The sequence below is a fragment of the Kribbella jejuensis genome, from assembly GCF_006715085.1.
In the GTDB taxonomy this organism is placed as follows: domain Bacteria; phylum Actinomycetota; class Actinomycetes; order Propionibacteriales; family Kribbellaceae; genus Kribbella; species Kribbella jejuensis.
The window spans coordinates 1,881,088-1,905,848 of the sequence record NZ_VFMM01000001.1 but is presented as its reverse complement, the minus strand read 5'-3'; the positions used below and the strand labels follow the sequence as shown (position 1 = coordinate 1,905,848).

The window sequence follows — 24,761 nt, the reverse complement described above, 5'->3', positions numbered from 1 at the left end:
CTTTGCAAAGAGTTTTTGCAAACTGGTTGTGCGATCGGTTGTCCACAGGTCTCAAGTGATGTGGCCCGCTTGCCCCAAACCTCGGCATCTTCTCTGTCGACCACAGGTCCGTACTTGATGAAAGCGAGAACCACAGATGATGCGAGTGATGCTCGACGACGCCGACTACTGCGACGTCCCCGCCGACCTGATGACCTTCGACGAAGGCGCGGTGATCTTCTGGCAGAAGGGCGAAGAGGTAGGCCGCCACCGCCAGTCCCGAATCCGCTCCCTCGAACCCATCAACCCCAACTCAATGACCCGCCGAATCGAGAAAGCCCGCAGAACCGCCCCGAACGCCTTCCGCCGCTGGACCCCCGAAGACGAACAAACCCTCATCGAGGGCTTCCACAACGGCACCCCGTTCGACCACCTGGCCGCCACCCTCGGCCGCCAGGAAGGCGGCATCATCAGCCGCCTCAGAGACCTAGGCCTCCTCGACGAAGACGCAACCCCCACCACCCCCGACGAAACCTGACCACCCACCGCCCACAAAGGCCGCCGCCTGCCGCGCTCGGGCCTACTCAAAGACGTGAACCGACCACCGGGATGATGGGCGGCGACTGTGTTGCGGGCCGCCTTCGGCGGCGCGCGGGAGGTGCCGAGGTGTGCGGGTGCTGGCGAAGCAGATGCTGGTCGCGTCGTGCGCGCCGCAAAGGCCGCCGCCTCGTGTGCTGATCTGTCGCAACCATGAGGTGCTACGGGCTGATGGGAGCGGCGGCTGTCTTGTTGGCCGCCTTCGGCGGCGCGCGGAAGGTGCGAGGGCGCGCGGGCACTGGCGAAGCAGATGCTGGTCGCGTCGTGCGCGCCGAAAGGCCGCCGCCTCGAGTACCGGTTTGTCGTGCACGTGAGGTGCTACGGGCTGACGGGAGCGGCGACTGTTCTCTTCTGGCCGCCTCGGCGGCGCGGGAGGTGTTGGGATGTGTGGGCAGTGGCGAAGCTGATGCTGGTCGCGGCGCGCGTGGAAGGCCGCCGCCTCGCGCACGGGTCCGTCGTAAACGTGAGGTGCTGGCGGGTTGATGGTGGCGGCGACTGTGTTGTTGGCCGCCTTCGGCGGCGCGCGGGAGTGCCACGGTGTGCGGGTGCCGGCGAAGCTGATGCTGGTCGCGGGGTGCGCGTGGAAAGGACGCCGCCTCGTGTGCTGGTCTGCCGCTCGCCGTTGGGTACTCACGGGCTGACGGAACCGACGGCTGACTTGGGCCGCCTTCTATGGCGCGCGGCGAGGTAGCGATGCATGCGGCTGCCGTCGAAGTAGACCCTGCTCCGGGCGATGCGCCGCGAGTGGTGACGTGTTCGGGCTCGGAGTGCTCCGATGCAGGCAAGACCGGCTGGGTGCGCAGCTGCGGCAGTGCGAGGCCTAGAAAAGTGTGCGGCTATCTGGCATCCAGACGATTAACGACAGATGGGCAACAGGCAAGGGTCCGCGTCAGCGGCACGGACCACGGCAGCGTTACAGATTTTCTGGATTTTGCAGGAAGTTGCAGATTGCTGGCCGTAATGGATTGGTGGCTGATACTTTCTGGTCGGCGCTGGTGGGGTCGGGGGACCCCAGGCTTCAAGTGCAGGTCGTCCACGCCCAGGGGGATCTTTCATGGCCGTGTCCAGGCTGTCTTCTCGTGCTCGCCGTCGTCGGGTTCGCATTGCGCGCTTCGTGGCGGTGTTTGTTGCTCTGGCGGTTCCGCTGACGGGTATCGGGCCGGCGTTGCCGGTTTCGTCCGCGGCTGCTGCTAGCAGCCCGCCACCTCTTCCGCAGGCGGCGATGTCCGGTAAGGGTGAGGCGAAGGCGCCGGTGCAGAAGCTCGGAGCCGGGAAGTTGCCGAAGCCGATTGCGCCTGGGCAGAACAAGGTGAAGCCGCCCTCATTGAGGGACATGTTCCCTGTCACCGGGCCGAAGCCGGTGAATGCCGCGACGGAGCAGCCCGCGCCGAAGCCTGCGGAGCCGGTGCCGTCGAAACCTTTGCAGGTGAAGGGTTTCAACAAGCAGACGAGCCGTGAGCTGCCGGAGAAACGGGATCGGTTCTCGCAGACGTTCGCGAACGTGGACGGCACGGAGACGAGTGTGCTGTCCCCGGCGCCGCTGAACTTCCAGAAGGCGGACGGTTCGTGGGAGGAGATCAACGCGAACCTGCAGCCCCGGGACGGCGGCGGCTGGGAGACGATCTCGACGGAGATCTACTCCTGGATCGCTGCCCAGGCGAACGCGGATCCGGTCGCGGGTGTGGAGCTTGGTGGCGGCCACAACATCGACTGGGGTCTGTCCGGCGCCGCCGCGGTGGCCGGTCAGGTGGCTGGCAGCAAGGTGTCTTTCGCGGATGCATTGCCGAGTACTGATCTGGAGCTTGACTCGCAGCCGCGCGGGATCAAGGAGACGATCGTTCTGAAGGCGGCGACTGCGCCGCGGTCGTTCGTGTTTCCACTGAATCTGAGCGACAACTTGACGGCGTCGTTGTCCGGTCGCGATGTCGTATTGACCGATGAGCACGGCACCGAGCGGGCGCGGATCCCGGGCGCGACGATGGAGGATTCGAACACGGTCGAGGTTGCGGCGACGTCGAACGCGGTGTCGTACGAGCTGGTGACGGTCGATGGTCGGCAGGCGCTGAAGGTGACCGCGGACAGCACGTGGCTGGACGATCCTGCACGGGTGTTCCCGGTGCGGATCGACCCGACGGTGATTCCGACTGACCGGGTGACGCCGAACTATGCGGTGAGCGCGGGCGTGAACGGTTCGGTCAGCGGAGCAAGCGAGCTGCAGGTGGGGTGCCGTCCGGCAGCCGGTACAACGAACTGTTCGTCGACCTCCGGGTGGGACGCGTACACCTCGTTGTTGTCGTTCCCGAGCCTGGTGGATGCGTTCCGGTACGACACGATCGTCGCTGCGCAGTTGGAGGTCTACAACTACCAAGCGGACACGTGTTCGTCGCGTCAGCTGGACGTGTACGGCGCGATGGAGGGCTGGCAGTCCACGCCGTTGCCGAGTTTGAAGTACCCGGGTCCGCAGGTGACGCCGTCGGTGATCGCGTCGAAGAGCTTCTCGCGCGGGTATGTGTCGGGCACGACTGGTACGACGGCGTGCCAGCCGATGTACGACGCGCTGCCCTTCAACTCCGTAGGCGTGTCCTGGCTGCAGAGTTTGGTGGATGGTCAGCGGTCGAACTTCGGGTTCGCGTTGTTCGCGAACCAGCGCACGGACCGCTACTCATGGAAGAAGCTTGCGGGCATCAGTACCGCGAACCCGCCGAAGCTTGCAGTGACGCACTCGCCCTACCACGCGGCCTATGCCTTCCGGGCTCAGCCTCCGGAGGACTACGTCACGCAGGACAAGGCCGGCAAGTTCCCGATGACGATCACGAACCTCGGTGACTTCACCTGGCAGCCGGGCGACGACTTCATGAGCTACCGGATCTACAAGAACGGGCAGTTGCAGAACTGGGCCGTGCTCAACACCCCGGTGACCGCGTCGGTGCCGCATGGCGGAAAGATCAACTTGGACGTCGCGGTCAATCCGCTTCCGGGCACTGCCGACGGGGTCGACTACCAACTTGAGTTCTCGATGGTGCATCGAGATACCTCGGTGTATCGCTGGTACACCGACTGGGGCGTGCTACCGGCGGCGCGGTTGATCACGATCCAGAACGTGCCTCCCGTGGTCGATCTGTCCAAGGTGTGGCCGTTGAACGGCGCGCAGGCGAACTCACTGACGCCGCAGGTGTGGGCGGCCGGGATCGATCCGGATGCACCGGAGAGCACCTTGAAGTACAGCTTCCGGGTCTGTGAGGTTGTCGGTGACAACCCGCTCGTCGGGTGCTTCTTCAGTGGCGATTACACGTCGTCGAAGACGTGGATCGTGCCCGCTGGGAAGCTGGCATGGAACCGTCAGTACCAGTGGCAGATTTATGTGCAGGACAACGATGGGCAGCACACGATCGGATCACCGATCACGATGTTCACCGACGTTCCGCAACCGGCGATCACCAGTCACATCTCGAACAATGACGGCAAGTCGCAGGACAAGCCGTACGACCCGGCTGTGGGTAACTACACGGCATCGGCTCTCGATGTCGTCGTGCCGGTCGCCGGCCCGGAGCTCAATGTCGCACGGACCTACAACAGCCTGGACCCGCGACGCACCGGCTTGTTCGGCGCGGGCTGGTCGAGCCGCTACGACATGCAGCTCGTCATCGAGAACGACGGCAACGCGCTGGTGACTTATCCGGATGGCAGGCAGGTCAGGTTCGGCGCGAACGCTGATGGAACGTTCGCCGCACCCCGTGGCGCCAAGACGACCTTGGTGGCTACGTCGGCGAACGGTCCGTGGACGTTGCAGATCGTGCCTGGCACCAAGTACGAGTTTGCCGCGGGGACCGGGAAGCTGAGCAAGATTTACGCCACTCAAGGCCAGCCGCTTGTCATGGCGTACCGTGCGGACGGGACATTGGAATCCGCTGCGAGCCTGGGCGGTGCCGGACGGAAGCTGAGTTTCACGTGGACGGCCGACAACAAGCACGTCGCATCGGTCAGCACTCAGCCGGTCAACGGCTCTCCACTGACCTGGACCTATGAGTACAGCGGCGATGTGTTGACGAAGTCGTGCGACGCGGAGCAGAAGTGCACCTCCTACGGCTCCACGCAAGGTTCGCACTACCGAAGCACGGTCCTCGACAGCCGGCCTGACGGCTACTTCCGGCTTTCGGATGATGGCAGCGACGCCAACGCGACCAACGAGATCGACATCGCGTTGAACGACGGTTTCGGGACGTACTCGGGCGTGCAGTTCGGTCAGAGCAGCCCGTTGGCGGCTGTCGGCGACGCGGACAAGTCCGTCTCGTTCGCGGGTGCGGGAAGGGTCGGTCTGCCGAACGGGTTGGCGACGCGGAGCCGTGACGAAGCCGTCGAGCTGTGGTTCAAGACGAGCGGGTCGACGAGTCAGCCACTGCTGGGGTACCAGAAGGAGTCGTGGGGTAAGCCAACGACCGGTGGTATGCCGGTGCTGTACGTCGGTGCCGACGGCAAGCTTCGTGGCCAGTTCTGGCACGGTTCGGCGGCTCCGATGACGTCTGCGGGGCTGGTGAACGACAACCAATGGCATCACGTAGTGCTGAGCTCGATGGGTACGCGGCAGTCGCTGTACCTGGACGGTGCGGCGATCGGCACGATCACCCAGAGCGTCGTCGATCACGCACAATTCCCGGCGAATCAGATCGGGGCTGCGGTTGCAGCAGCGCCGACCGCGTGGCCGTCGTACGGGACGCAGGCAGTGAAGTACTTCACCGGGCAGATCGACGAGGTTGCGATGTACTCGCACCCGCTGACCACCAGGGATGTGGTCGCGCATTGGCAATTGGGACATAACGCCGCCGACCAGTTGTCATCGATCACCTCAGCCGGCGGCCGCACGACAGCGCAGATCGAGTACAACCCGGCCAACGACCGCGTCCAGACCTACGTCGACGAAAACGGCGGCTCCTGGACGATCGGAACCCCGCAACTCACCGGCGCGAACCTGCTCCGCGACGTGCAGGTGACGGGTCCTGGCCCGACCTCGTACATGTACGAGTACGACGCACTCGGCGGTTGGCTGGTGCGCACAGGCAGACCCCTGGGCGAAGACACGCATCAGCCCTGGACTGCCGACACCACTCCGGACTGGATCTCTCTCAAGGGGTACGGAGTCCGTAGCTACACCCACGACCCGACCGGTCAGCTGACCAAGGTGACCAGCGAGACGGGTGGCGAGGTCAGCATGAAGTACGACGATCGCGGCAACGTGACGCAGACGACGACGTGCCGTGGCGCCGGGGGCACGGACTGCCATACGGCGTACAACACCTACTTCGCGAACGACTCGTGGCCGGCCTTGGACCCGCGGTGGGACAAACTCTGGGAGACTCGCGACGGCCGCTCGTCCGGACCGACCGACGACACCTACAAGGTGAACCGAAACCTGACGGTTTCCGGTGACGTGGCCTCGGAGTTCAGCCCGAACGGCGGGTTGAAGACCTACACGTACACCGACGGGGTGCAGACGGGCCCGGATGGGCAGCCGATGCCGCCCGGGTTGTTGAAGACCGAGTCGGTGAAGGTGAACGCGTCCACGACGGCGGTAACGCAGTACCTGTACGACCAGTACGGCGATCTCGTCCAGACGACCGCACCATCGGGTCTGGTGACGAAGTACACCTACGACGAGATTGGTCGGAAGAAGACCGAGGCGCAGGTCTCCGACACGTACCCGAACGGCGTCACGACGACCTACGACTACGACAAGATGTCGCGCGTCGTTGCCGTGACCGGGCCGGTGACGACGGACGCGGTGACGGGAGAACAGCACCAGCAGAAGGCTGAGCTGGAGTACGACGCGGACGGCAATGTCACGAAGACGACCGCGCGGGATCTGAAGACGTCGGACGATCCGCGGGTCACGACGATGACCTATGACGACCGGAACCGGTTGTCGTCGACGGTCGATGCCGATGGCAAGGAGTCGCAGCAGGGGTACGACGAGTTCGGGAACCGGACGTGGTCGGAGGACGCGAACGGGAACCGGTTCGAGTACAAGTACAGCGATTTGAACATGCCGACCGAGGTCTGGGACATGAACCTCCCGGCCGACCCGAACAACCCGCCGACCGACGGGCCGCGGGAAGGGATCGACTACGCGGTCCGGTCGAAGACGCAGTACGACCCGTCTGGCCGCAAGGTGGCCGAGGTGGACGCGATGGGCAGGGTCGTGACGTACGACTACAACCTGGACGACACGCTCAAGACCAAGACGCTCAAGGATTTCCACAACCCGGATGGTTCCACCCGGCTTTACGTGCTCGAGGACGACACCTACGACGGTGCCGGGAACCGGATCTCGGCGAAGACCGACAACCGCATGACCACCACGACCTACACAATCGATGCTGCCGGTCGTGTCTCCAGCCAGACAGTCGACCCGACTGGTTTGAAGCGCGCGACGACGTACGACCACGACCTGGCCGGCAACGTGACGCGTGAGACGAACACCGGGAACTGGTCGAATGCGACCGTTGCGGGGCCGACGACGGTCACGGACGCGACTGACTACGTGTTCGATGCGGCCGGGCGGCGGGTGTCGCAGACGGTGGAGAACACGTCCGGCGGCACGGCGACCAACATGACGACATCGTGGACGTATGACCAGCGTGGTCTGGCGACGTCGATGACGACGCCGCGGGGTAACGCGAGCGGTGCGGTGAAGGCGGACTTCACTACGACGTATGTGAACGACGAGCTCGGCCGGATGGTGAAGACGGTCGCAGCGAAGGTGAAGGCCGAGCAGGACGGCGGGACACCCGCGGATGTGCAGCCGACGGCTGCGGTCGGGTACGGCGCGTTCGGGCAGGTAACCTCGTCGAAGGACGCGCTCGGCAGCGTCACGAAGTCGGCGTTCGACAAGCTCGGTCGCACGACCGAGGTGACCGCCCCGACGTATACGCCGCCGGGCGGTACGGCTGTTACGCCGAAGACGAGCTTCAGCTACGACGCGGTCGGCAACCTGCTCCAGCAGGTCGACGAACGCGGCAACACGACCAACTTCACCTACGACCATCTGAACCAGCAGGTCCAGGTCGACGCGCCCGGCACGACGAACACGGAGCGGGCGGTCACCAAGATCGCCTACACCGCGAACGGGGATGTTGCATCGACCACCGACCCGCTGGGCGCGGTGAAGCAGTACACCTATGACGACCTCGACCGGGTCGTCACGTCAACCGATGTCGAACGCAAGCCGACTGCGGCGAACTTCGTCACCCGGCTCGCCTATGACGATATGGACAACGTGGTGTCTGCGCAGTCGCCGTCGGGCGCGGTTGCACTGAGCAGCTACGACTCGCTCGGTCAGCTCATCAAGTCCACGGACCCGAACAACGTGGTCACGCAGTTGGGCTACGACTATGCGGGCCGTCAGGTGGTCTCGAGCGACGCCATGAACCGCAGCAGCGTCGCGACGTACGACCAGGCCGGCCAGTTGGTCGCGTCCAAGACCCTCAACGCGTCCGGCGTCTCGCTCGGCACCACCGCGCTTGGGTACGACCTGGACGGCAACCTGACCTCGTCGACACCCGCGTCAGGGAACCGCGCGACGACCTACACCTACGACGCGCTCGGCCGGCTCATCACCCAGACCGATCCGGTGTCGGCAACCGACCAGGTGAACGTCTCGTACGGGTACGACGCCGCAGGCAACCGGACCCGCTACACCGACGGACGCGGCAACTCGACCGTCTACACGGTCAACACGCTCGGCTTGCCCGAGAAGGTCATCGAACCATCGACGACGGCCCATCCCGCACTCGCCGACCGCACCTGGACAGCGTCGTACGACGCGGCCGGCAACGCGGTGTCGCTACTGTCGCCGGGTGGAGTCACCCGGACCCGGGTCTTCGATGCGGCCGGCCGGCTGCAGACCGAGACCGGCGCCAACGCGGAAGCACCGACCGCGGCCCGCAACCTGACCTACGATCTCGACGGACGCCTCGCAACCTCGAGCGCGCTCGACGGCGTCAACACCTACACCTACAACGACCGCGGCATGCTCCTGCGCGCCGACGGTCCGTCCGGAACGTCGACCCAGGGCTACGACCCCGACGGCCAACTCACCCAACGCATCGATGCCGCTGGCACCGCCGACTTCACCTACGTCAACGGCCGCCCCGCGACGGTCACGGATCCGGTGACGCGTGTCTTGCAAACCCTCGGCTACAACGCCGCCGGACAGTTGGCGTCGATCGACTACGGCTCGGGCCGGGTCCGCACGATCGGCTACGACCCGTACGGCCGGATGAACTCCGACGTCCTCAAAGCAGGCACAACGTCGGTGACGTCGATCACCTACGGCTACGACGCCGACAACAACATCACCTCCAAGAACACCACCGGCGTCTCCGGCGCCGGCAACAACACGTACGTGTATGACCAGCTCGGAAGGCTCACGTCCTGGACGAAGGGAACCAGCACCACCACCTATGGGTGGGATGCTGACTCCAACCGCACCAAGGTCACCACCAGCGCCGGAACCAAGCTCGCGTCGTACGACGAACGCAACCGGCTCCTGGACGACGGCACCTCCACCTACACCTACTCACCCCGCGGCGCGCTCCTGACCCAGACCACCGGAGCAACGACCGAAGCGTTCAGCTTCGACGCGTTCGACCGGATGATCACCCGGTCAGCCCGTGACTTCACCTACGACGCCCTCGACCGTCCCGTCCAAGCCGGCACCGCCCGGATGCGCTACGACGGCTTCAGCGACGAGGTCGTCTCCGATGGCACCCAATTCTTCGGCCGCTCCGCCTCCGACGGGCTCCTCGCTGTCGGCTACGACACCACCAAACGTCTCGTCCTGGCCGACCGCCACGGCGACGTCTTCGCCGGCTTCGACCCCACCGACACCACCCTGACCGCCGGCCTACCCGACTCCCGCACCTACGACCCCTTCGGCAACTCCACCAGCGCAGCGGGCTTGAAGTACCGAGTCGGCTACCAAGGCGACTGGACCGACCCCCGCTCCGGCGACGTAAACGAAGGCGCCCGCTGGTACAACCCTGGAACCGGCACCTTCAACTCCCGCGACACCATCAACGTCGACGGCGGCGCAGCGAGCTCAGTCCTGAACCTGTACGCCTACGCAGGTGGCAACCCGCTCACCCTCAACGACCCCGACGGCCACAGTAGCGTGGACCCGGGTGACGGCGGCGGAAACTGCTACATGAAGACCATCGGATGGAAGGGTCCGGAGATTCCGATCCAGGTGATGGTCTGCGTCAAACCCTGCACGTTGACCAACACCTGTCAGCAGAAGCCCCCGCCGGTTACTCCGCCGACAGGCGAGTGCAAGGGCAAGGGCTGTGACCCGGGGTGCAAGAAGAGTTGTGACCCTGGCTGCAAGAAGAGTTGTGACCCTGGCTGTAAGTCGAAATGCGATCCGTCCTGCAAGACGACGAAGTGCGGGCCTAAGCCGCCGCCCCCACCGACCTGCGACGCCCAATGCCAGCTCAAGAAGAAGATCCAGAAAGAGAAGGACGAGCTAGAGCAGGACGCGAAGACAGTCAAGCAGCCACCACCAGGCAACCCCGTCTGCGCGACCGGCAACCCACTCTGTCCATCCGACCCGTCACAGCCGGCCACCGTTGTAACCTCCGGCGGCGACCTGACAGACGAAACCACCGCCTGGTCCGACCAGCAATACAAGAACGCCCTCAACGCCGCCGGCTCCGTCATCGACGCCAGCTCCACGGGCACCTACAACTGGTTCGACACCGACTTCAAAGAGCCGCAAGGCGGAGGAGGCACTAGCGGCGGCGTTGGCGGCGGCTATGGCGTCGGCGTCGGCGTCGGCGCAGGACTCGGGGGCATCATTCCGCCAGAGGTCCTCGCGGTAGTCGGAGGACTATTGGGGATAGCTTCCGCTCTTGCCCAGAACACGACTGATGGTGGCGGGGGTGAGGATAAATCGGGGGCCGCCGCGCAGCCGCCGAACGGATGCGAGCCAGGAAAGTCGGACGACTGCGTCAACATCTACAAAGCTCCAAGCAAGGGCATGACTGACAAGCTCGTCAGGGAGGGGTTTGATCCGAAAGATTTTCCTGGGTCCGGGAATGGATATCCTGACGGCAAGGCGTACTTCGGCGTGCATGACCAGGGGAAAGAGATAGCATTCGACTACTCGACACGCGGGGGCTACGATCTCACCGTGATAAGGGTGAGCATTCCGCGCGCAGACTTCGATCAGTACTTCTCTAAGTACGTGCAGAACTATGACGGGCTTGAGAACGGTCAGATCGCGGTGCCGAAAGAAGAATTCGAGCGATTGAATCAATATCCCCGATCGGTGGTGGGGCGGTGAAGGACTTACCTAAGATCCCAGCGAGCGAACAGGCTCTTATAGGGACTATAGTTGAGGGAGTGGTGATTGCCGCCTTTCGCTGGGGAATCATCGTTGATTTGAAGCTGTCGCACGTCGGGTTTATCGACGCTCTCTACATCGAGGACGGCGATGACTATGTGGTGGGAGATACGGTGCGCGGACATTTGACTGAGTTTAACCCGGACATGGAGAAATTCTGGATTCGCCCGCCGGGACAGGTTCCAATAGCGGATAGGTATCATCGGACGCCGAGTGGAACCTAGCGTCGCGCGTAGCTAGTTGATTTACGGTTGGAGTTCGTCAGAATTCGGATCGCGCTGGCCGTCTCCCTTCCGGTGAGCACGCGGATGGCCCCCAGATTGGAGAATTGAACAGACGGACAACCTCAAGACCACCACGACGTACACGGAAGAAGATGGCCACCCCAAAACGGAGGCGCCGTCGGAGACGGAGGCATCGGCTAAGGCGCCGGCGGCGATGCGGAGCGGGAGATGGCGAGGTTGGAGAGGGCGGAGCCGCGGGTGGGACTGAGGTTGGAGATTGGCCGCGCATCTTCGCTCGAGGAGGCCGATCCACCCCCGGGTAGTGAGTTATTCAAGGAGAACGATCTAGCCTCGGAGTCGCGACGTGAGCGTATCCTTGATGGAGATCGCTACGGCGGCGAAGAAGGCAACACCCATTTCCCGGAGGGCTGGTCCGACGACAAGATTATGAAAAAGATCTCTGATGTAGCGACTGATCCATCGCTTACTTGGGTCCAACGGACTGGTCGCCTAGGCGCTGAGTACGTACGGGGCGGAGGTCCAGTCCGCTAGACGGTTGACGCTGTCCGCGATGGCGTTAAGCCGGGTGGTCCTCGAACCTTGTGGCGAGGGGCGTCATCACGGGGGGGTCCGCTCCCATGACTCTGAAGCTGACGCCCGGTGAGATTACGGCCCGACTCCACGGCGCGATGGACTCCGCTACTGGGCTGCCTCTTAAGGACCTCGCCAATGTGCAATCCCTGATCGACGTTGGCGAATGGCTCGTCGCCTTCGAGACTCTATGTACGCAGGTCTACGAATGGGAGATCTCGCTGAGTTCCGGTGCGATTCGGGATCTCGAGGTGCTCGGCTCGGCTCTGGCGCCGACGGGACTCACAGACTATCTCTGGGAGGATGCGACCGAAGGGCAACTCATGCTCGGTGGAGCGCCTCCGGCCGTTGGTTCGGCTGCGTCGGACGAGCGAGACGAGAGGCTCGGGCCAGGCTCGGACGGATTGCTGGCTTGGCCGGTGTCCCGCCGCCAACGGAGGCGGCGATGTCGCCGCGGGAACTCATTCGACGGCGGTGTGGGTTGCTTGGTGCGATGGCGCAGTGTTCGTTGGTCTTTGAGGAACGCGCCCGATCGGGTGGATCTTGTGGGCTGGCCGCGGGAGTACCTCGAGGTGGATGGTTCCGGATGACGGTTGAGGTTCGAACGGCTGAGGCGTCGGGCTGGTGCCACTGCGTCGTGGGGCGGGCGGCCGGTGGGACGGAGGGTCCGCCGGTTGAGGTTGCCATTCCGTGGGATCGCTGTGAGGTGCGGGTTCGTCGTTCGAGGTGTTCTCGGCGGTGGAGGCCGCTGAGGTGTTCGGGAGTACTACGAGACCCGCTGGGTTTCTGAGGCTCTGAGCCTTCGGCCGCTCGGTCTGTAAGCCTGGGGCGTTCAGGCTCAGTTCTGATCGATGAGATCGCGGTCGGTCGTCCAGTCGGTGTCGGCGTGGGGTTGTAGGACGGTGGCTACATCGGCGAAGTGTCGCCACGGTCCCTGCTTCAGTGGGCCGAGAGTGGCTGCTGGACGGCTGGCGATGGTGATGGTCAGCTGTTCGCCACCGCTGCGGCGCGTGGGAGTAGCTCGGGTGTGCTGCTGCAGGTTGCTGTCGAGCTCGGGATCCCGGCAAGCAGCGCGGGCGGCCCAGGCCGAGCTGCACGTTCGGCGTGGGCGGTTGGAGGGGCGGTCGAGGTGGCCGGGTGACGGGGAGTGGGCGAGACCCTTTTGTGATCTTGGGTGGGGGTCGGGGACAATGGCGCGGTGCGAGCACAGGTGCGGTTGGGCGAGTCGGCGGGACCGGAGGAGTCCGGGGCGCGGGCTGTGGTGCGGGCTGCGCTGGTGGATCGGGTCGGGCTCGTGCGGGGGCTTGGGTCGGGGCGGCGGCGAGGGGTTGAGGCGCCGGAGTACTTGCGGGTTGAGCTCAGGTATGTGGATTTGAAGGGGGAGCGGCACCTTCAGGTCGCGGAGTTTGATGAGCGGCAGGCTCATACGCGGAACGTGCCCGACGGCGACGTCGAGAAGGTGGTCGACGAGTTGCTGGAGACCGGGTACGGGTCTTGGCATGTGGAGACGACCGCTGAGACGTTGCGGCTGCGGTACACGAAGAAGGGGAAGGAGCTTCTGCACCGGCAGGATGACGCCCGGGTGCAGGAGACCAGTCACGATCGGGTGAAGCAGCGGGTGCTTGATCCGGCGGCCCCGTTCTTGATCGAGCTGGGGATCAGTGATCACCAGGGGCGGGTGAAGCCGTCGCGGCAGGCGAAGTACAAGCAGATCGAGGAGTTCTGCAAGCTGCTCGCTCCGGCCGTCGACGAAGCCGTGCAGGCCGGGCGGATCACCGCGGCCGGGTCGGCGGGCGGGTCAGGTACGGCGGAGCCGCTGCAGGTTGTGGATCTTGGGTGTGGGAATGCCTATTTGACGCTGGCGGCGTACCACCTGCTCTCGGTGCGGGGATATGACGTGCGGATGACTGGTATCGACCACAATCCGGCGGCTCGGAAGCGGAACACCAGGGTGGTCGAGGCACTCGGGTGGCAGGAGCATCTGCGGTTTTTGGATGCGACCATCCAAGGGGCCGAGTTGGACGTGCGGCCGGACGTCGTACTGGCGCTGCACGCGTGTGACACGGCTACCGACGACGCGCTGGCGCGGGCGGTCGGGTGGGAGGCCGCGCTGGTGCTGGCGGCTCCGTGTTGTCATCACGACATCCAGAAGCAGCTCAAGAGCGTCACACCACCGGCGCCTTATGCGTTGATGACGAGATATGGCATCGTTCGTGAGCGGTTCGCCGACGTACTGACGGACTCCCTGCGGGCGGCGGTGCTCCGACAGGTCGGTTACCGGGTGGAGGTCGTGCAATTCGTGGACAGTCAGCACACGCCGCGCAATCTGCTGCTCCGCGCCGCGCGGACCGGTGCCAAGCCGACCGCCGAGCTGCGGGCCGAGTACCAGGCGATGGTCACTGAATGGCAGGTGACGCCGCGGCTGGCGCAGCTCCTGCTTCCCCGAGGCGCCGAGGTGGATTCGTGAGACAGCTCCGGACGGTAGTCGCCCTGGTGGGCGCGACGCTCTGCACCCTCGCGGGTCTCGCACTACCGGCCTCCGCCACCGGCACCGCGGAACCCGCCGCGCCGAAGAAGCTGTTCTCGATCAAGGACGACCGGATCAAGCGGCCGACCGGACTGGTCCGGAGCAGCAAGCACCAGGGCACGTACTGGGCGGTGAGCAGTTCCGGTGACACCGGGCGGTTCTTCGCTCTCGACGCGACCGGCAAGGTGGAGGCGGTGTTCCGGTTCGGCGCGAAGGTCGAGGATGTCGAGGCGCTCGGCATGGATCGCAACGGCACGCTGTACATCGCCGACATCGGCGACAGCAAGGAGACCCGGCAGCAGATCGAGATCTACACGATCCCGGAACCGGACAGCCTGCAGGACGCCAACGTGAAGTACCACCAGTACGACTTCAAGTATCCCGACGGCGCCCACGATGCCGAGACGCTGCTGATCGACCCGGAGACCAGCCAACTGTACGTCGTGACGAAGTCGTCCAAGGGTGCCGGCGCGATCTACTCCGCGCCGCCCGCGCCTACCCGACAGGGCACCAACGACCTGACCAAGCTCGCTCCCGCGCCGAACGGCGTGATCACGGACGGCACGTTCCTGCCGGACGGTCAGCAAGCCGTACTGCGGACCACGACCGACCTCGCGACCGTAGCCTGGGGCGACAACCCGAACGCGATCGCCCGCAGTGCCACGCTGCCCGGTGAAGGCGACAGCATCGCGCTCGGCGGCACCGACGGGACCGTGGTGTTCGGGTCCGACGGGACGAGCCCGGGCATCTACGAGCTGGCCGTGCCCGTGAAGGCGGCGACCGGTACGAAGACGACGACGGCCACCGGCACGCCCAAGCCGGCTTCGACGTCCGACAGCACGAACTCGGACTCCGGCAAGAGCCACAACCTGCGCTGGATCATCATCGGCGCCGCGCTGTTCGCGCTGGTCATCACGGTCTTCACGTTCCCGCCGGGCCGCCGCGAACGCGCGGACCGCCAGGCCGAGAACGACCGCCTCACCGGCCGGGCCCCGCGTACCCCGCACCGTCGGCAGCACTCATGAAAAGAGCCGCCGCCCCGCGAAAGGACGACGGCTCTCAACCCACATGACCTACTTGAGGTTCTCCACCACGTAGTCGATCGCCTGGGTCAGCTTCTCGACGTCGTCCGGGTCGACCGCCGGGAACATCGCGACGCGGAGCTGGTTGCGGCCGAGCTTGCGGTACGGCTCCGTGTCGACGATGCCGTTCGCGCGCAGCGTCTTCGCGACCGCGGCCGCGTCGATCGAGTCGTCCAGGTCGATGGTGCCGATCACCAGCGAGCGGGCGTCCGGGTCGGTGACGTACGGCGTCGCGTACTCGGACTTCTCGGCCCACGTGTACAGCCGGTTGCTGGAGTCCGTCGTACGCGCGACGCTCCACTTCAAGCCGCCCTGGCTGTTGATCCAGTCGGTCTGCTCCGCCATCAGGAACAGCGTCGACAGCGACGGCGTGTTGTACGTCTGGTTCTTGCTGGAGTTGTCGATCGCGGTCGCCAGGTCCAGGAACGCCGGGACCCAGCGCCCGGAGGCGGTGATCTCCTCGACCCGGGCGAGCGCCGCCGGGCTGAGCAGCGCGATCCACAGGCCGCCGTCGGAGGCGAAGCACTTCTGCGGGGCGAAGTAGTACGCGTCGACCTCGTTGATGTCGACCGGCAGACCGCCCGCGCCGGAGGTGGCGTCGATCGCGACCAGCGCGCCCTCGTCGGCGCCCTCGACCCGCTTGACCGGCGCCATCACACCGGTGGAGGTCTCGTTGTGCGGCCACGCGTACAGGTCGACACCGGCCTCGGCGACCGCGACCGGGCGGGTGCCCGGCTCGGCCTTCACGATCGTCGGCTCGCCGAGATGCGGCGCCTGCTGGGCGGCCTTGGCGAACTTCGAGGAGAACTCACCGAAGCTCAGGTGCTGGCTCTTCTCCCGGATCAGCCCGAACGTCGCGACGTCCCAGAACGCGGTCGAACCGCCGTTGCCGAGCACGACCTGGTACCCGTCGGGGAGCTGGAACAGCTCGGCGACGCCCTCCTGGACGCGCTTCACCAGGTTCTTCACCGGCGCCTGCCGGTGCGAGGTACCGAGCAGCTTCGCGCCCTCGGTCGCCAGTGCGGCGACGGCCTCCGGGCGGACCTTCGACGGACCGGCACCGAAGCGGCCGTCGGCGGGCTTGAGCTCTGCAGGAATCTTGATTTCGCTGGTCACCAGCGCTTTCCCTTCGTCGTCTGCAATCCAGAACGCCGACGACGCTGTCAGCCCGCACCATCTTCGCACACCCCACCCCATCCACCATCCGGGGCCCGCCACGCGGGATGGGCCGGCGTGGCGGGAGCGGGACGGGCGAGCGGCGGTGGGCGGGGCGCCGGGGTTACTCGTGTTTGCGGGTGGTGCGCTCTGTGCCGGTGAGCAGCGCGACCGGCCCGTCCGGGGTGTCGGTCCACTCGCCGCAGGCGCCGCCACCCTCCGCGACCTCGAGTGCAAGCTCGGTCCCGTCCATCCGCAGCGCCGGGTGGTAGTACTGCGCGACGCGCTCCGCCTCGCCCTGGATGTAGTGCCCGATCAGCGCGCGCCGGAACCGGTCCGTGGTGACGTTCGGGTTGCTGCCGTGTACCAGCGCGCCGTGGAAGAACAGCACGTCGCCCGGTTCCATCTCGATCGGTACGGCGGCCTCGGCCGGCGGCAGCGGTACCGTCACGTCGGTGAAGCTGACCGTGGTGTCGGCCTTCTCAGTGCACAGGATCGGCCAGCGGTGCGAACCCGGTACGACCTCGAGACATCCGTTCGCGACGTCGACGTGGTCGAGCGCCATCCAGGCCGCGATGCAGGTACCGGGATCGGCCTTCAGGTAGAAGTTGTCCTGATGCAGCGCCTGCCCGCGCGATCCAGCCGGCTTGAAGTAGACCATCGTCTGGACCGCGTACGGCGACCGGCCGACCAGGGCCGTGATCACCTCGTCGATCCGCGGGTCGATCATCCACTGCAGGGACGCCTCGTCCCATCGGTGCATCTGCGCCATCCGCGGGTACCGCTTCAACGGGTCCCGCTCGGTCGAGGTGTGGCCGGCGAAGTCGTGCGACCGCGGCCCGTGCCGCCGGACCTCCATGTAGTGGTCGCGCAGCCGCTCGGCCTCCGCCACCGAGAACAGCCCGCGCACCAAGGTGTACCCAGTCTGCTCGAACTCGTCCCGGAGGGTGAGGGTGTTGGATGAAACGCTCATGCACGGCTCCCGCGTCTGTGCCTTACTCTGCTGACAATCCTATTTTCTTGCCCAGACCCGGCGCGGGACGACGGAAGATTCACGCGAGGACTTGAACTTTTGTTGCATGCCTTCGATCTCGAACGGATGTCCGCCCCGACGTTCTGGCGGTGCGAACCGAGTTGGTCCTGGACCTCGCCGCGGCTCGCCGACCACCTGCTCTGGTGTGTCCTCGACGGTCGCGGCGCGCTCGAGCTCGACGGCCGCCGCCAGGAACTGCACCCCGGGATCTGCGCGGTGTTCCAGCCGGGCGACGCACCGCGGGCGACGCACGACCCGCACCGCAGGCTGCTGGTCTTCGGCATGCACTTCGTGACCACGCCGACGGTCGCGCCGGATCCGCGGTGGGGCGAGGTGATGGATCGCGAACTGCTCGGCGTACTGGCCCGTACCAGCGACGCTGCGTACCGGCGGGGTGATCCGATCGGGCGGCGCCAGGCCGAACTGTGCCTCGAGCAACTGGTCGCGCTGATCTGGGACGCGGTTCACAATCCCGGTCGTGGCAGGACCGATGAGGCGGTCGACGAGATCGCGAGGCAGCTCCGGGAGGACCCGGGCCGGGACTGGACCGTCAGTGAGATGTCACGCCGCGCCGCACTCAGCCGGGCGCAGTTCACCCGCCGCTTCGTCAAACAGTTCGGGATGTCGCCGGCGCAGTACCTGATCCAGGCGCGGATCGACCGCGCGCACCAGCTCCTGACCGAGAGCGGCATGACCGTCACCGAAACGGCCACCGCCCTCGGCTACACAGACGTCCCGTACTTCAGCCGCCAGTACAAACAACGCACCGGCCGCCCTCCGAGTCAGGACCGTTAGGCCCAGTTGGGGTCCCAGCCTTCGATCGCGTCGGCCGGGCGGGAGGCGGGGCCGGAGTAGATCGCGGACGGGCGGATCAGCCGGCCGGTTCGCTTCTGCTCCAGGACATGGGCGCTCCAGCCCGCGGTCCGGGCGCAGGTGAACATCGACGTGAACATCGGCGGCGGCACCTCGGCGAAGTCCAGCACGATCGCCGCCCAGAACTCGACGTTCGTCTCCAGTACGCGGTCCGGCCGCCGCTCGCGCAGCTCGGCCAGCGCGGCCTGCTCCAGCGCCTCGGCCACCTCGTAACGCGGCGCCGCCAGTTCCCGGGCCGTACGCCGAAGTACCCGGGCGCGGGGGTCCTCGGCCCGGTACACGCGGTGCCCGAAGCCCATCAGCCGCTCGCCCGCGTCCAGCAGGCCCTTCACGTACGAGCGGGCGTCGCCGGAACGCTCCACGCCCTCGATCATCGTCAGCACCCGGGCCGGCGCGCCGCCGTGCAACGGACCGGACATCGCGCCGACCGCGCCCGACAGCGCCGCGGCCACATCCGCGCCGGTGGACGCGATCACCCGCGCGGTGAACGTCGACGCATTCATCCCGTGCTCGGCCGCGGAGGTCCAGTACGCGTCGACCGCCTTCACATGCCGAGGGTCCGGCTCGCCGCGCCAGCGGATCATGAACCGCTCGGTGATCGTAGTCGCCTTGTCCACCTCACGTTGCGGGACCATCGGCTGCCCGATTCCGCGGGCCGCCTGCGCGACGTACGACAACGCCATCACCGCGGCGCGGGACAGGTCCTCACGCGCCTGGACGTCGTCGATGTCGTACAGCGGCCGCAGACCCCAGGCCGGTGCCAGCATCGCGAGCGCGGACTGTACGTCGACCCGGATGTCGCCGGTGTGCACGGGCAGCGGGAACGGCTCCGCCGGCGGCAGCCCGGGCGTGAACGCGCCGTCGACGAGCAGGCCCCAGACGTTCTCGAAGGGCACGCGGCCGACCAGGTCCTCGATGTCCACGCCGCGGTAGCGGAGCGCCGAACCTTCCTTGTCCGGCTCGGCGATCTGCGTGTCGAACGCGACCACGCCCTCCAGCCCGTGCTGCACCTCGGTCCTCGGATCAGACATACGGCTCCCTTGTCCACATGGTCCCCATGGTCAGGGCACGGATTCACCAGGAGAACCCGCGCACCTGGGCGCTCAGGCAGCATAGTTCTCCGCGCCGACGACCGGACAGCTTTGTGACCCGTTCGGCCAGTCCGTAGGCTCGGCGTGTGGATCTAGCGGCGATGCGGGAGACGTACGGTCTCGGTGAACTGCTCGAGAGTCAGGTGGACGCCGACCCTCTGAAGCAGTTCGAGGTCTGGTTGGAGCAGGCTCGCCAAGCCGGTCTGTCGGAGCCCAACGCGATGGTGCTCGCCACAGCCGATGCCAACGGGCGCCCGTCGGCCCGGACTGTGCTGCTGAAGCGCCTGGACGAGCGGGGCTTCGTGTTCTACACCAACCAGCAGTCCCGCAAGGCCGAAGACCTTGCCGCCAACCCACACTGTGCGCTGGTGTTCCCGTGGCACGCCATGGAACGCCAGGTGCGCGTGGAAGGCACCGTCACCAAGCTCTCCACCGACGAGGTCGACGAGTACTTCGCCAGCCGTCCCCGTGGATCCCAGCTCGGTGCGTGGGCCTCACAGCAGAGTCAGCCGGTCGCGTCCCGCGAGGAGCTCGACCTGCAGTACGAGTCGTACGAGCGCCAGTGGCCGGAAGGCACCGAGATCTCCACCCCGTACTTCTGGGGCGGCTACCTCGTCGCCCCGGAGGTGTTCGAGTTCTGGCAGGGCCGCACCGGCCGGTTGCACGACCGCCTGGCCTATCGCCGTACCAACTCGTCCTGGGAGCTGTCCAGACTCCAGCCCTGAGGCTCTTCCCGGAACCCGTTGCGCCGCCACCAGCGAACCAGTGGCGCCGGCGCCCACCAGTTCGCGCGGCCGAGCAGCCGCATCGTCGCCGGTACCAGCAACGCCCGCACGATCGTCGCGTCCAGTGCGATCGCGATCACCAGTCCGACGCCGATCATCTTCACGAACACGATGCCCGACGTGGAGAACGCCGCCACCACGATGATCAGCAGCAACGCCGCGCTGGTGATGATCCCGCCGGTCCGCTGCAACCCGAGCGCGACCGCCTGGGTGTTGTCGCCGGTCCGGTCGTACTCCTCGCGGATCCGGCTGAGCAGGAACACCTCGTAGTCCATCGACAGCCCGAACAGCACGGCGAACAGCAGCACCGGGTTCGTCGCGTCCAGGAACCCGGCCGGGGTGAAGCCCAGCACCCCGGACAGATGTCCTTCCTGGAAGATCCACACCATCGCCCCGAACGCCGCCGACAGCGACAGCACGTTCATCAGCAACGCCTTCAACGGCAACACGAAGGAGCCGAAGGCAACGAACAGCAGGACGAACGTGACGATCACGATGAACCCGGCCATGTACGGCGCGCGCTCCTTCAGCACGTGCAGCAGATCGATCACCGCTGCCGTCTCGCCACCGACCTGCACAGAGGTACCGCTCGGCGCCGGCACCGCGCGCACACCGTGGACGACGTCCCGCGCAGGTAGCTCCTGTCCGGTGTAGTGCGTGTGTACGACGACTGAGGCGACCCCGTGCGCGTACCCACCGAGCCGTACGTCCTCCACATCCCGCACCTGCTTCAACCGAGCGATGTACGGCGCCAGCGCCGCCGCCGGATACGCTGGAGCAGAGGAGAACCGCACGGCCGCGTAGATGTCCGATCCGCCCGCCCCGGGGAAGTCCCGCTGCAGCGTCTCGGTCACGGTCCGCGAGGTCGCGCCCACAGGCAACGACCGGTGATCCACTCCGCCGAGCTGTGCGCTCAGGAACGGGATCCCGAGCACCAGCAGCACCGGTACGAGGATCACGACGTACCGCACCGGCCGTCGCATCACGCTGTGCGCCAGGCGGTACCAGGCACCATGCCCAGCAGCGGCAGCCGTGCGGGGCTTGAAGATCCGCAGCTTGTTCACCCGGTGACCGAGCACCGCGAGCAGGGCGGGAAGAGCAGTCAACGCGGCGATCATCGCGATCGCGACCGCCGCCGCGCCGCCGTACGCCATCGACTTCAGGAACATCACCGGGAACAGCACCAGACTGCTGATCGCGACGCCGACGGTCACGCCGGAGAACGCCACGGTCCGCCCGGCGGTCGCCATCGTCGCGGTCAGCGCCGTCTCCACATCGTTGCCGCGAGCAAGCTCCTCGCGGAACCGGGTGACGATGAACAACGCGTAGTCGATCGCCAGGCCGAGCCCGATCATCGTGACGATGTTGATCGAGAAGATCGACACGTCGGTGATCGCCGACAGGCCGCGGAGCAGCACGAACGCGCCGAGGATCGCCAGCGCGCCGACGAACAGCGGCAGCGACGCGGCGACCAGACCGCCGAACACCAGGACCAGCAACACCAGCACGATCGGTGTCGAGATCGACTCGGCCTTCACGATGTCGTGCTCGGTCTGCGTGTTCACCTCGTCGAAGACGGCGACCTCGCCGCCGACCTTGGTGTCCAGACCGCCGGCCTGGGACCGTACCTGCGAAGCGATCTTGTGGAACGTGTCCAGCCGTGCCTCCGGGGTCGCGCCGGCCAGCGTGAGCACGGCGTACGTGCTGTGCTGGTCCTTCGACACGAACGCCGGCGACTTGGTGCTCCAGTACGTCGCCACACCGGTCACGTCGGCGGACGGCAACGCGGACAGATGCTGCTCCACGGACTGCCGGAAGGCGGGATCGGCGACCGTCGACGACGGGCTGCGGTAGAGCACGATCACGTCGGTGCCGGTGCGGCCGACGTTCTGCTCGATGGTCTTGACCGCGTTCGCGGCCTCGGTGTTCGGGGCGTCGAAGCCGCCGTTCGCCAGCGAGCCGAACACCCCGGTGCCCCAGGCGAGCCCGAGGACGGCGAAAACTCCGGTCAGCGCGAGCACCAGCCGGCGCCGCCGGTACATGAAATGGCCGAGCGTCTCGAACACGAAACTCTCCCCAGGGCGTAGATTGAGCGGAAGACAGCCGAGTGAACACCGTTAACTGTTAACGGTGTTCACTCTACGGTCGTGTAGCACCGCGATGTCAAGGAGAGAGCTGACGATGGACAGCCGGGACCGGCGCCGGGCGGCAACGCTGGCGGAGATCAAGGCGGCCGCCCGCCGGCTGCTGGTCTCCGGTGGTCCGTCGGCGGTCGGCCTGCGCGCGGTCGCCCGCGAACTCGGCCTCACCCCGCCCGCGCTGTACCGGTACTTCCCGAGTCACGAGGCGCTGGTCGGTGCCCTCGTCACCGACCTGTACGACGAGCTGACCGCGGCGCTGATGGATCGGGCGAGCGCGGACGAGGGCGATCTCGGCGCCAAGCTGTACCTGATCGCGAACGGGCTGCGGGACTGGGCACTCGCGCATCCGGCGGAGTTCGGGCTGGTGTTCGGTACCGCCGTACCGAACCCGGACGACGACGACCACGACGCGACACCCGGGCACCAGGCGGCAATGCGGTTCGGCGGGCTGTTCAAGGAGTTGGTGGCGCAGATCTGGCACCAGAAGCCGTTCCCGCATCCGCCCGACGCCGACCTCGGATCGGTGCTGGTCGAGCAGTTGACTGCCGAGTCCGAGCACTTCCACGGGATGCCGGCCGGCGCCATCTACCTGTCGCTGAACTACTGGACCAGGTTGTACGGCCTGATCTGCATGGAGGTCTTCGGCCAGCTGCACTGGGTGCTGCCGGACGCGGCCGCGTTCTTCGAGGCGCAGCTCTTCGAGATCGGCCAGGCCCTGGGACTCGACTGTCCTGAACCAGAATAGAGAGAAGCCCGCGGGCGCTTCCGGAGACGCGACCGGGTGGCCGTGCTCAGGGTCAGGCGGACTGTCCTGACTGCCCGCGGGCCCGGTGGCTGGCGTTGTATTGGCCGACCACTTGCCCACTAACTTGTGGTTGGCGGTTAGCCCGCCGCCACCTCACGAGTCCGATAGCAATTCATGCGTTGGACCACCTCCCTTCGCGTGTACTGCGAACCTACTGCCGGGCGCACCGCCGTTCAACCAGTTTTCGCCCAGGGATGAACGAGAATCAGGACATGATCGAGTTGGGCCTGATTCCGCTGCTGATCCTGATCGGAACCGCGTGGTTCGCGTGGGCGTCGTACCGCCGGGCCGCCCAGGCGGAGCAGGCCCTGGCCGAGGTCAACGCCGAGAACCGGGCGCTGATGCACGAGGTCAGGTCGCTCGAGCGGGCGGTCGCGGCTGCCGAGCAGGGCCTGCGTACGCTCTCCTCGCATCCGTCGGTACCGCGCGACGTCGCGGTCACCGCCGACCTGACCCTCGCCGACGTACGGCGCATGGTGGAACGCAAGGAGCTAGGCGACTGATGGCAAAACTGGGGAACGCGGCCGCCGCGATCAAGCCCAAGGGCAGTGCGAAGGTGAAGGTGATCGGCGGGCTGATCGTCGGGGCGATCGCGCTGATCATCCTGTTCAGCATCTTCAACTTCGCCAACACCGACGCGAACCGGATCGGTCTGCACTACGGCGGCGGCGTGATCGAGGACAAGAAGTTCAAGTCGATCATCCCGCCGGGTTCGACGAACAAGCTGATCGGCCCGGGCGACACGGTCTACACGTACCCGATCGACCAGCGCTCGTACATCATCGGCGGCGACGGCGCCGACACCGACGCCGCCGACGAGGTCACCGTGGTCAGCAAGGACAACGTCCGGCTCGGCGTCCGGGTCCAGGTGTACTTCACGCTGAACCGGGACAAGGACGTGATCAAGTCCTTCCACGAGCGGATCGGCCTGAAGACCGAGGCGTACGAGGAACGCGGCTGGAACGACATGCTGCAGAGCTACTTCCGCCCGCAGATCGACCGGGCGCTGTCCGCGGTCGCGACCAACTACAACTGGGCCGAGCTCTACAACAACGAGGCGAAGAAGTCCGCGTTCCAGACCGCCGCGGCGAAGGAGTTCACCCGGCTGCTGCCGGCCGCGGTCGGCGGCGACTACTTCTGTGGCCCCGGCTACAACGGCAGCAACGACTGCGGTGAGCTGTCGTTCACGATCCAGAAGCCGATGCCGCTGGACAAGGGCATCATCGACGGGCTGGAGGCCAAGCAGCGGGCCGAGCTCGCGAAGGCCACGCAGGAGCAGAAGAACCAGCAGGTCCAGGTCGAACTGCAGTCGGTCCAGCAGCAGGTCAAGCTGCTCGGCGCGAACGGCTACCTGCTGAAGTCCGCGATCGAGTCGGGCAAGATCCAGTTCATGGTGATCCCGCAGAACGGCAACGTCAGCATCCCGGTGCCGACCACCACGCAGCAGCCCGGCACGCAGCCGACAGAACCGGCAAGATAACG

15 protein-coding genes are annotated in these 24,761 nt (G+C 66.3%); 11 read left to right on the top strand and 4 right to left on the bottom strand.

What is annotated here, in order from left to right; translation table 11 throughout:
* Positions 1-148 precede the first annotated feature (148 nt).
* The 6 genes from FB475_RS09335 (at position 149) to FB475_RS09300 (ending at position 15,339) form a co-directional block, all read left to right on the top strand.
* The gene (locus FB475_RS09335) at positions 149-517 is read left to right on the top strand and encodes a hypothetical protein (protein WP_238332049.1); all 369 of its coding nucleotides are present in this window, start codon (positions 149-151) and stop codon (positions 515-517) included.
* 1,281 nt (positions 518-1,798) lie between these two features.
* Positions 1,799-10,912, top strand: a complete 9,114-nt coding sequence (locus FB475_RS09330) for an RHS repeat-associated core domain-containing protein (RefSeq protein WP_141854426.1) — start codon at positions 1,799-1,801, stop codon at positions 10,910-10,912.
* A 59-nt stretch (positions 10,913-10,971) separates the two neighbouring features.
* Complete coding sequence (locus FB475_RS09325; protein ID WP_141854424.1) at positions 10,972-11,196, top strand: hypothetical protein; 225 nt, start codon at positions 10,972-10,974, stop codon at positions 11,194-11,196.
* A 638-nt stretch (positions 11,197-11,834) separates the two neighbouring features.
* Complete coding sequence (locus FB475_RS38365; RefSeq protein ID WP_202878296.1) at positions 11,835-12,377, top strand: MafI family immunity protein; 543 nt, start codon at positions 11,835-11,837, stop codon at positions 12,375-12,377.
* A 776-nt stretch (positions 12,378-13,153) separates the two neighbouring features.
* The gene (locus FB475_RS09305; RefSeq protein ID WP_238332048.1) at positions 13,154-14,254 is read left to right on the top strand and encodes a class I SAM-dependent methyltransferase; all 1,101 of its coding nucleotides are present in this window, start codon (positions 13,154-13,156) and stop codon (positions 14,252-14,254) included.
* Complete coding sequence (locus FB475_RS09300; protein ID WP_141854418.1) at positions 14,251-15,339, top strand: hypothetical protein; 1,089 nt, start codon at positions 14,251-14,253, stop codon at positions 15,337-15,339. Before FB475_RS09305 ends, FB475_RS09300 begins: the two co-directional genes overlap by 4 nt.
* Before the next feature lie 48 nt (positions 15,340-15,387).
* Here the strand turns inward: FB475_RS09300 and serC are convergent, their stop codons facing one another.
* Both serC and FB475_RS09290 read right to left on the bottom strand, forming a co-directional pair.
* Positions 15,388-16,512: a phosphoserine transaminase gene (gene serC / locus FB475_RS09295; RefSeq protein WP_141854416.1), complete on the bottom strand. Its 1,125-nt coding sequence runs from the start codon at positions 16,510-16,512 to the stop codon at positions 15,388-15,390.
* 163 nt (positions 16,513-16,675) lie between these two features.
* The gene (locus FB475_RS09290; protein ID WP_141854414.1) at positions 16,676-17,524 is read right to left on the bottom strand and encodes a phytanoyl-CoA dioxygenase family protein; all 849 of its coding nucleotides are present in this window, start codon (positions 17,522-17,524) and stop codon (positions 16,676-16,678) included.
* A 102-nt stretch (positions 17,525-17,626) separates the two neighbouring features.
* Here FB475_RS09290 and FB475_RS09285 point away from each other — a divergent pair, with 102 nt between their 5' ends.
* Entirely contained in the window at positions 17,627-18,379 is a 753-nt protein-coding gene (locus tag FB475_RS09285; protein WP_238332047.1) for an AraC family transcriptional regulator, read from the top strand.
* Here FB475_RS09285 and FB475_RS09280 read toward each other — a convergent pair.
* On the bottom strand, positions 18,376-19,488 hold the full coding sequence (locus tag FB475_RS09280) for a citrate synthase 2 (RefSeq protein WP_141854412.1): 1,113 nt from the start codon (positions 19,486-19,488) through the stop codon (positions 18,376-18,378). The two genes, FB475_RS09285 and FB475_RS09280, sit on opposite strands and share 4 nt — an antisense overlap.
* 146 nt (positions 19,489-19,634) lie before the next feature.
* On the opposite strand from FB475_RS09280, the gene pdxH reads away from it, so the two are divergent.
* A complete protein-coding gene (gene pdxH, locus FB475_RS09275; RefSeq protein WP_337678202.1) occupies positions 19,635-20,273 on the top strand; it encodes a pyridoxamine 5'-phosphate oxidase in 639 nt (212 codons plus the stop codon).
* Here the strand turns inward: pdxH and FB475_RS09270 are convergent.
* Positions 20,225-22,399, bottom strand: a complete 2,175-nt coding sequence (locus tag FB475_RS09270; RefSeq protein WP_141854410.1) for an MMPL family transporter — start codon at positions 22,397-22,399, stop codon at positions 20,225-20,227. The two genes, pdxH and FB475_RS09270, sit on opposite strands and share 49 nt — an antisense overlap.
* 115 nt (positions 22,400-22,514) lie before the next feature.
* Between FB475_RS09270 and FB475_RS09265 the strand changes: the two genes are divergently transcribed.
* From FB475_RS09265 to FB475_RS09255, 3 genes are all read left to right on the top strand, one after another.
* The gene (locus FB475_RS09265; RefSeq protein WP_238332046.1) at positions 22,515-23,219 is read left to right on the top strand and encodes a TetR/AcrR family transcriptional regulator; all 705 of its coding nucleotides are present in this window, start codon (positions 22,515-22,517) and stop codon (positions 23,217-23,219) included.
* Positions 23,220-23,491: 272 nt separating this feature from the next.
* Positions 23,492-23,782 (top strand): hypothetical protein, encoded by a 291-nt coding sequence (locus FB475_RS09260; protein ID WP_141854406.1) that lies wholly within the window; start codon positions 23,492-23,494, stop codon positions 23,780-23,782.
* Positions 23,782-24,759, top strand: a complete 978-nt coding sequence (locus tag FB475_RS09255; RefSeq protein ID WP_141854404.1) for an SPFH domain-containing protein — start codon at positions 23,782-23,784, stop codon at positions 24,757-24,759. Before FB475_RS09260 ends, FB475_RS09255 begins: the two co-directional genes overlap by 1 nt.
* The last annotated feature ends 2 nt before the right edge of the window (positions 24,760-24,761 follow it).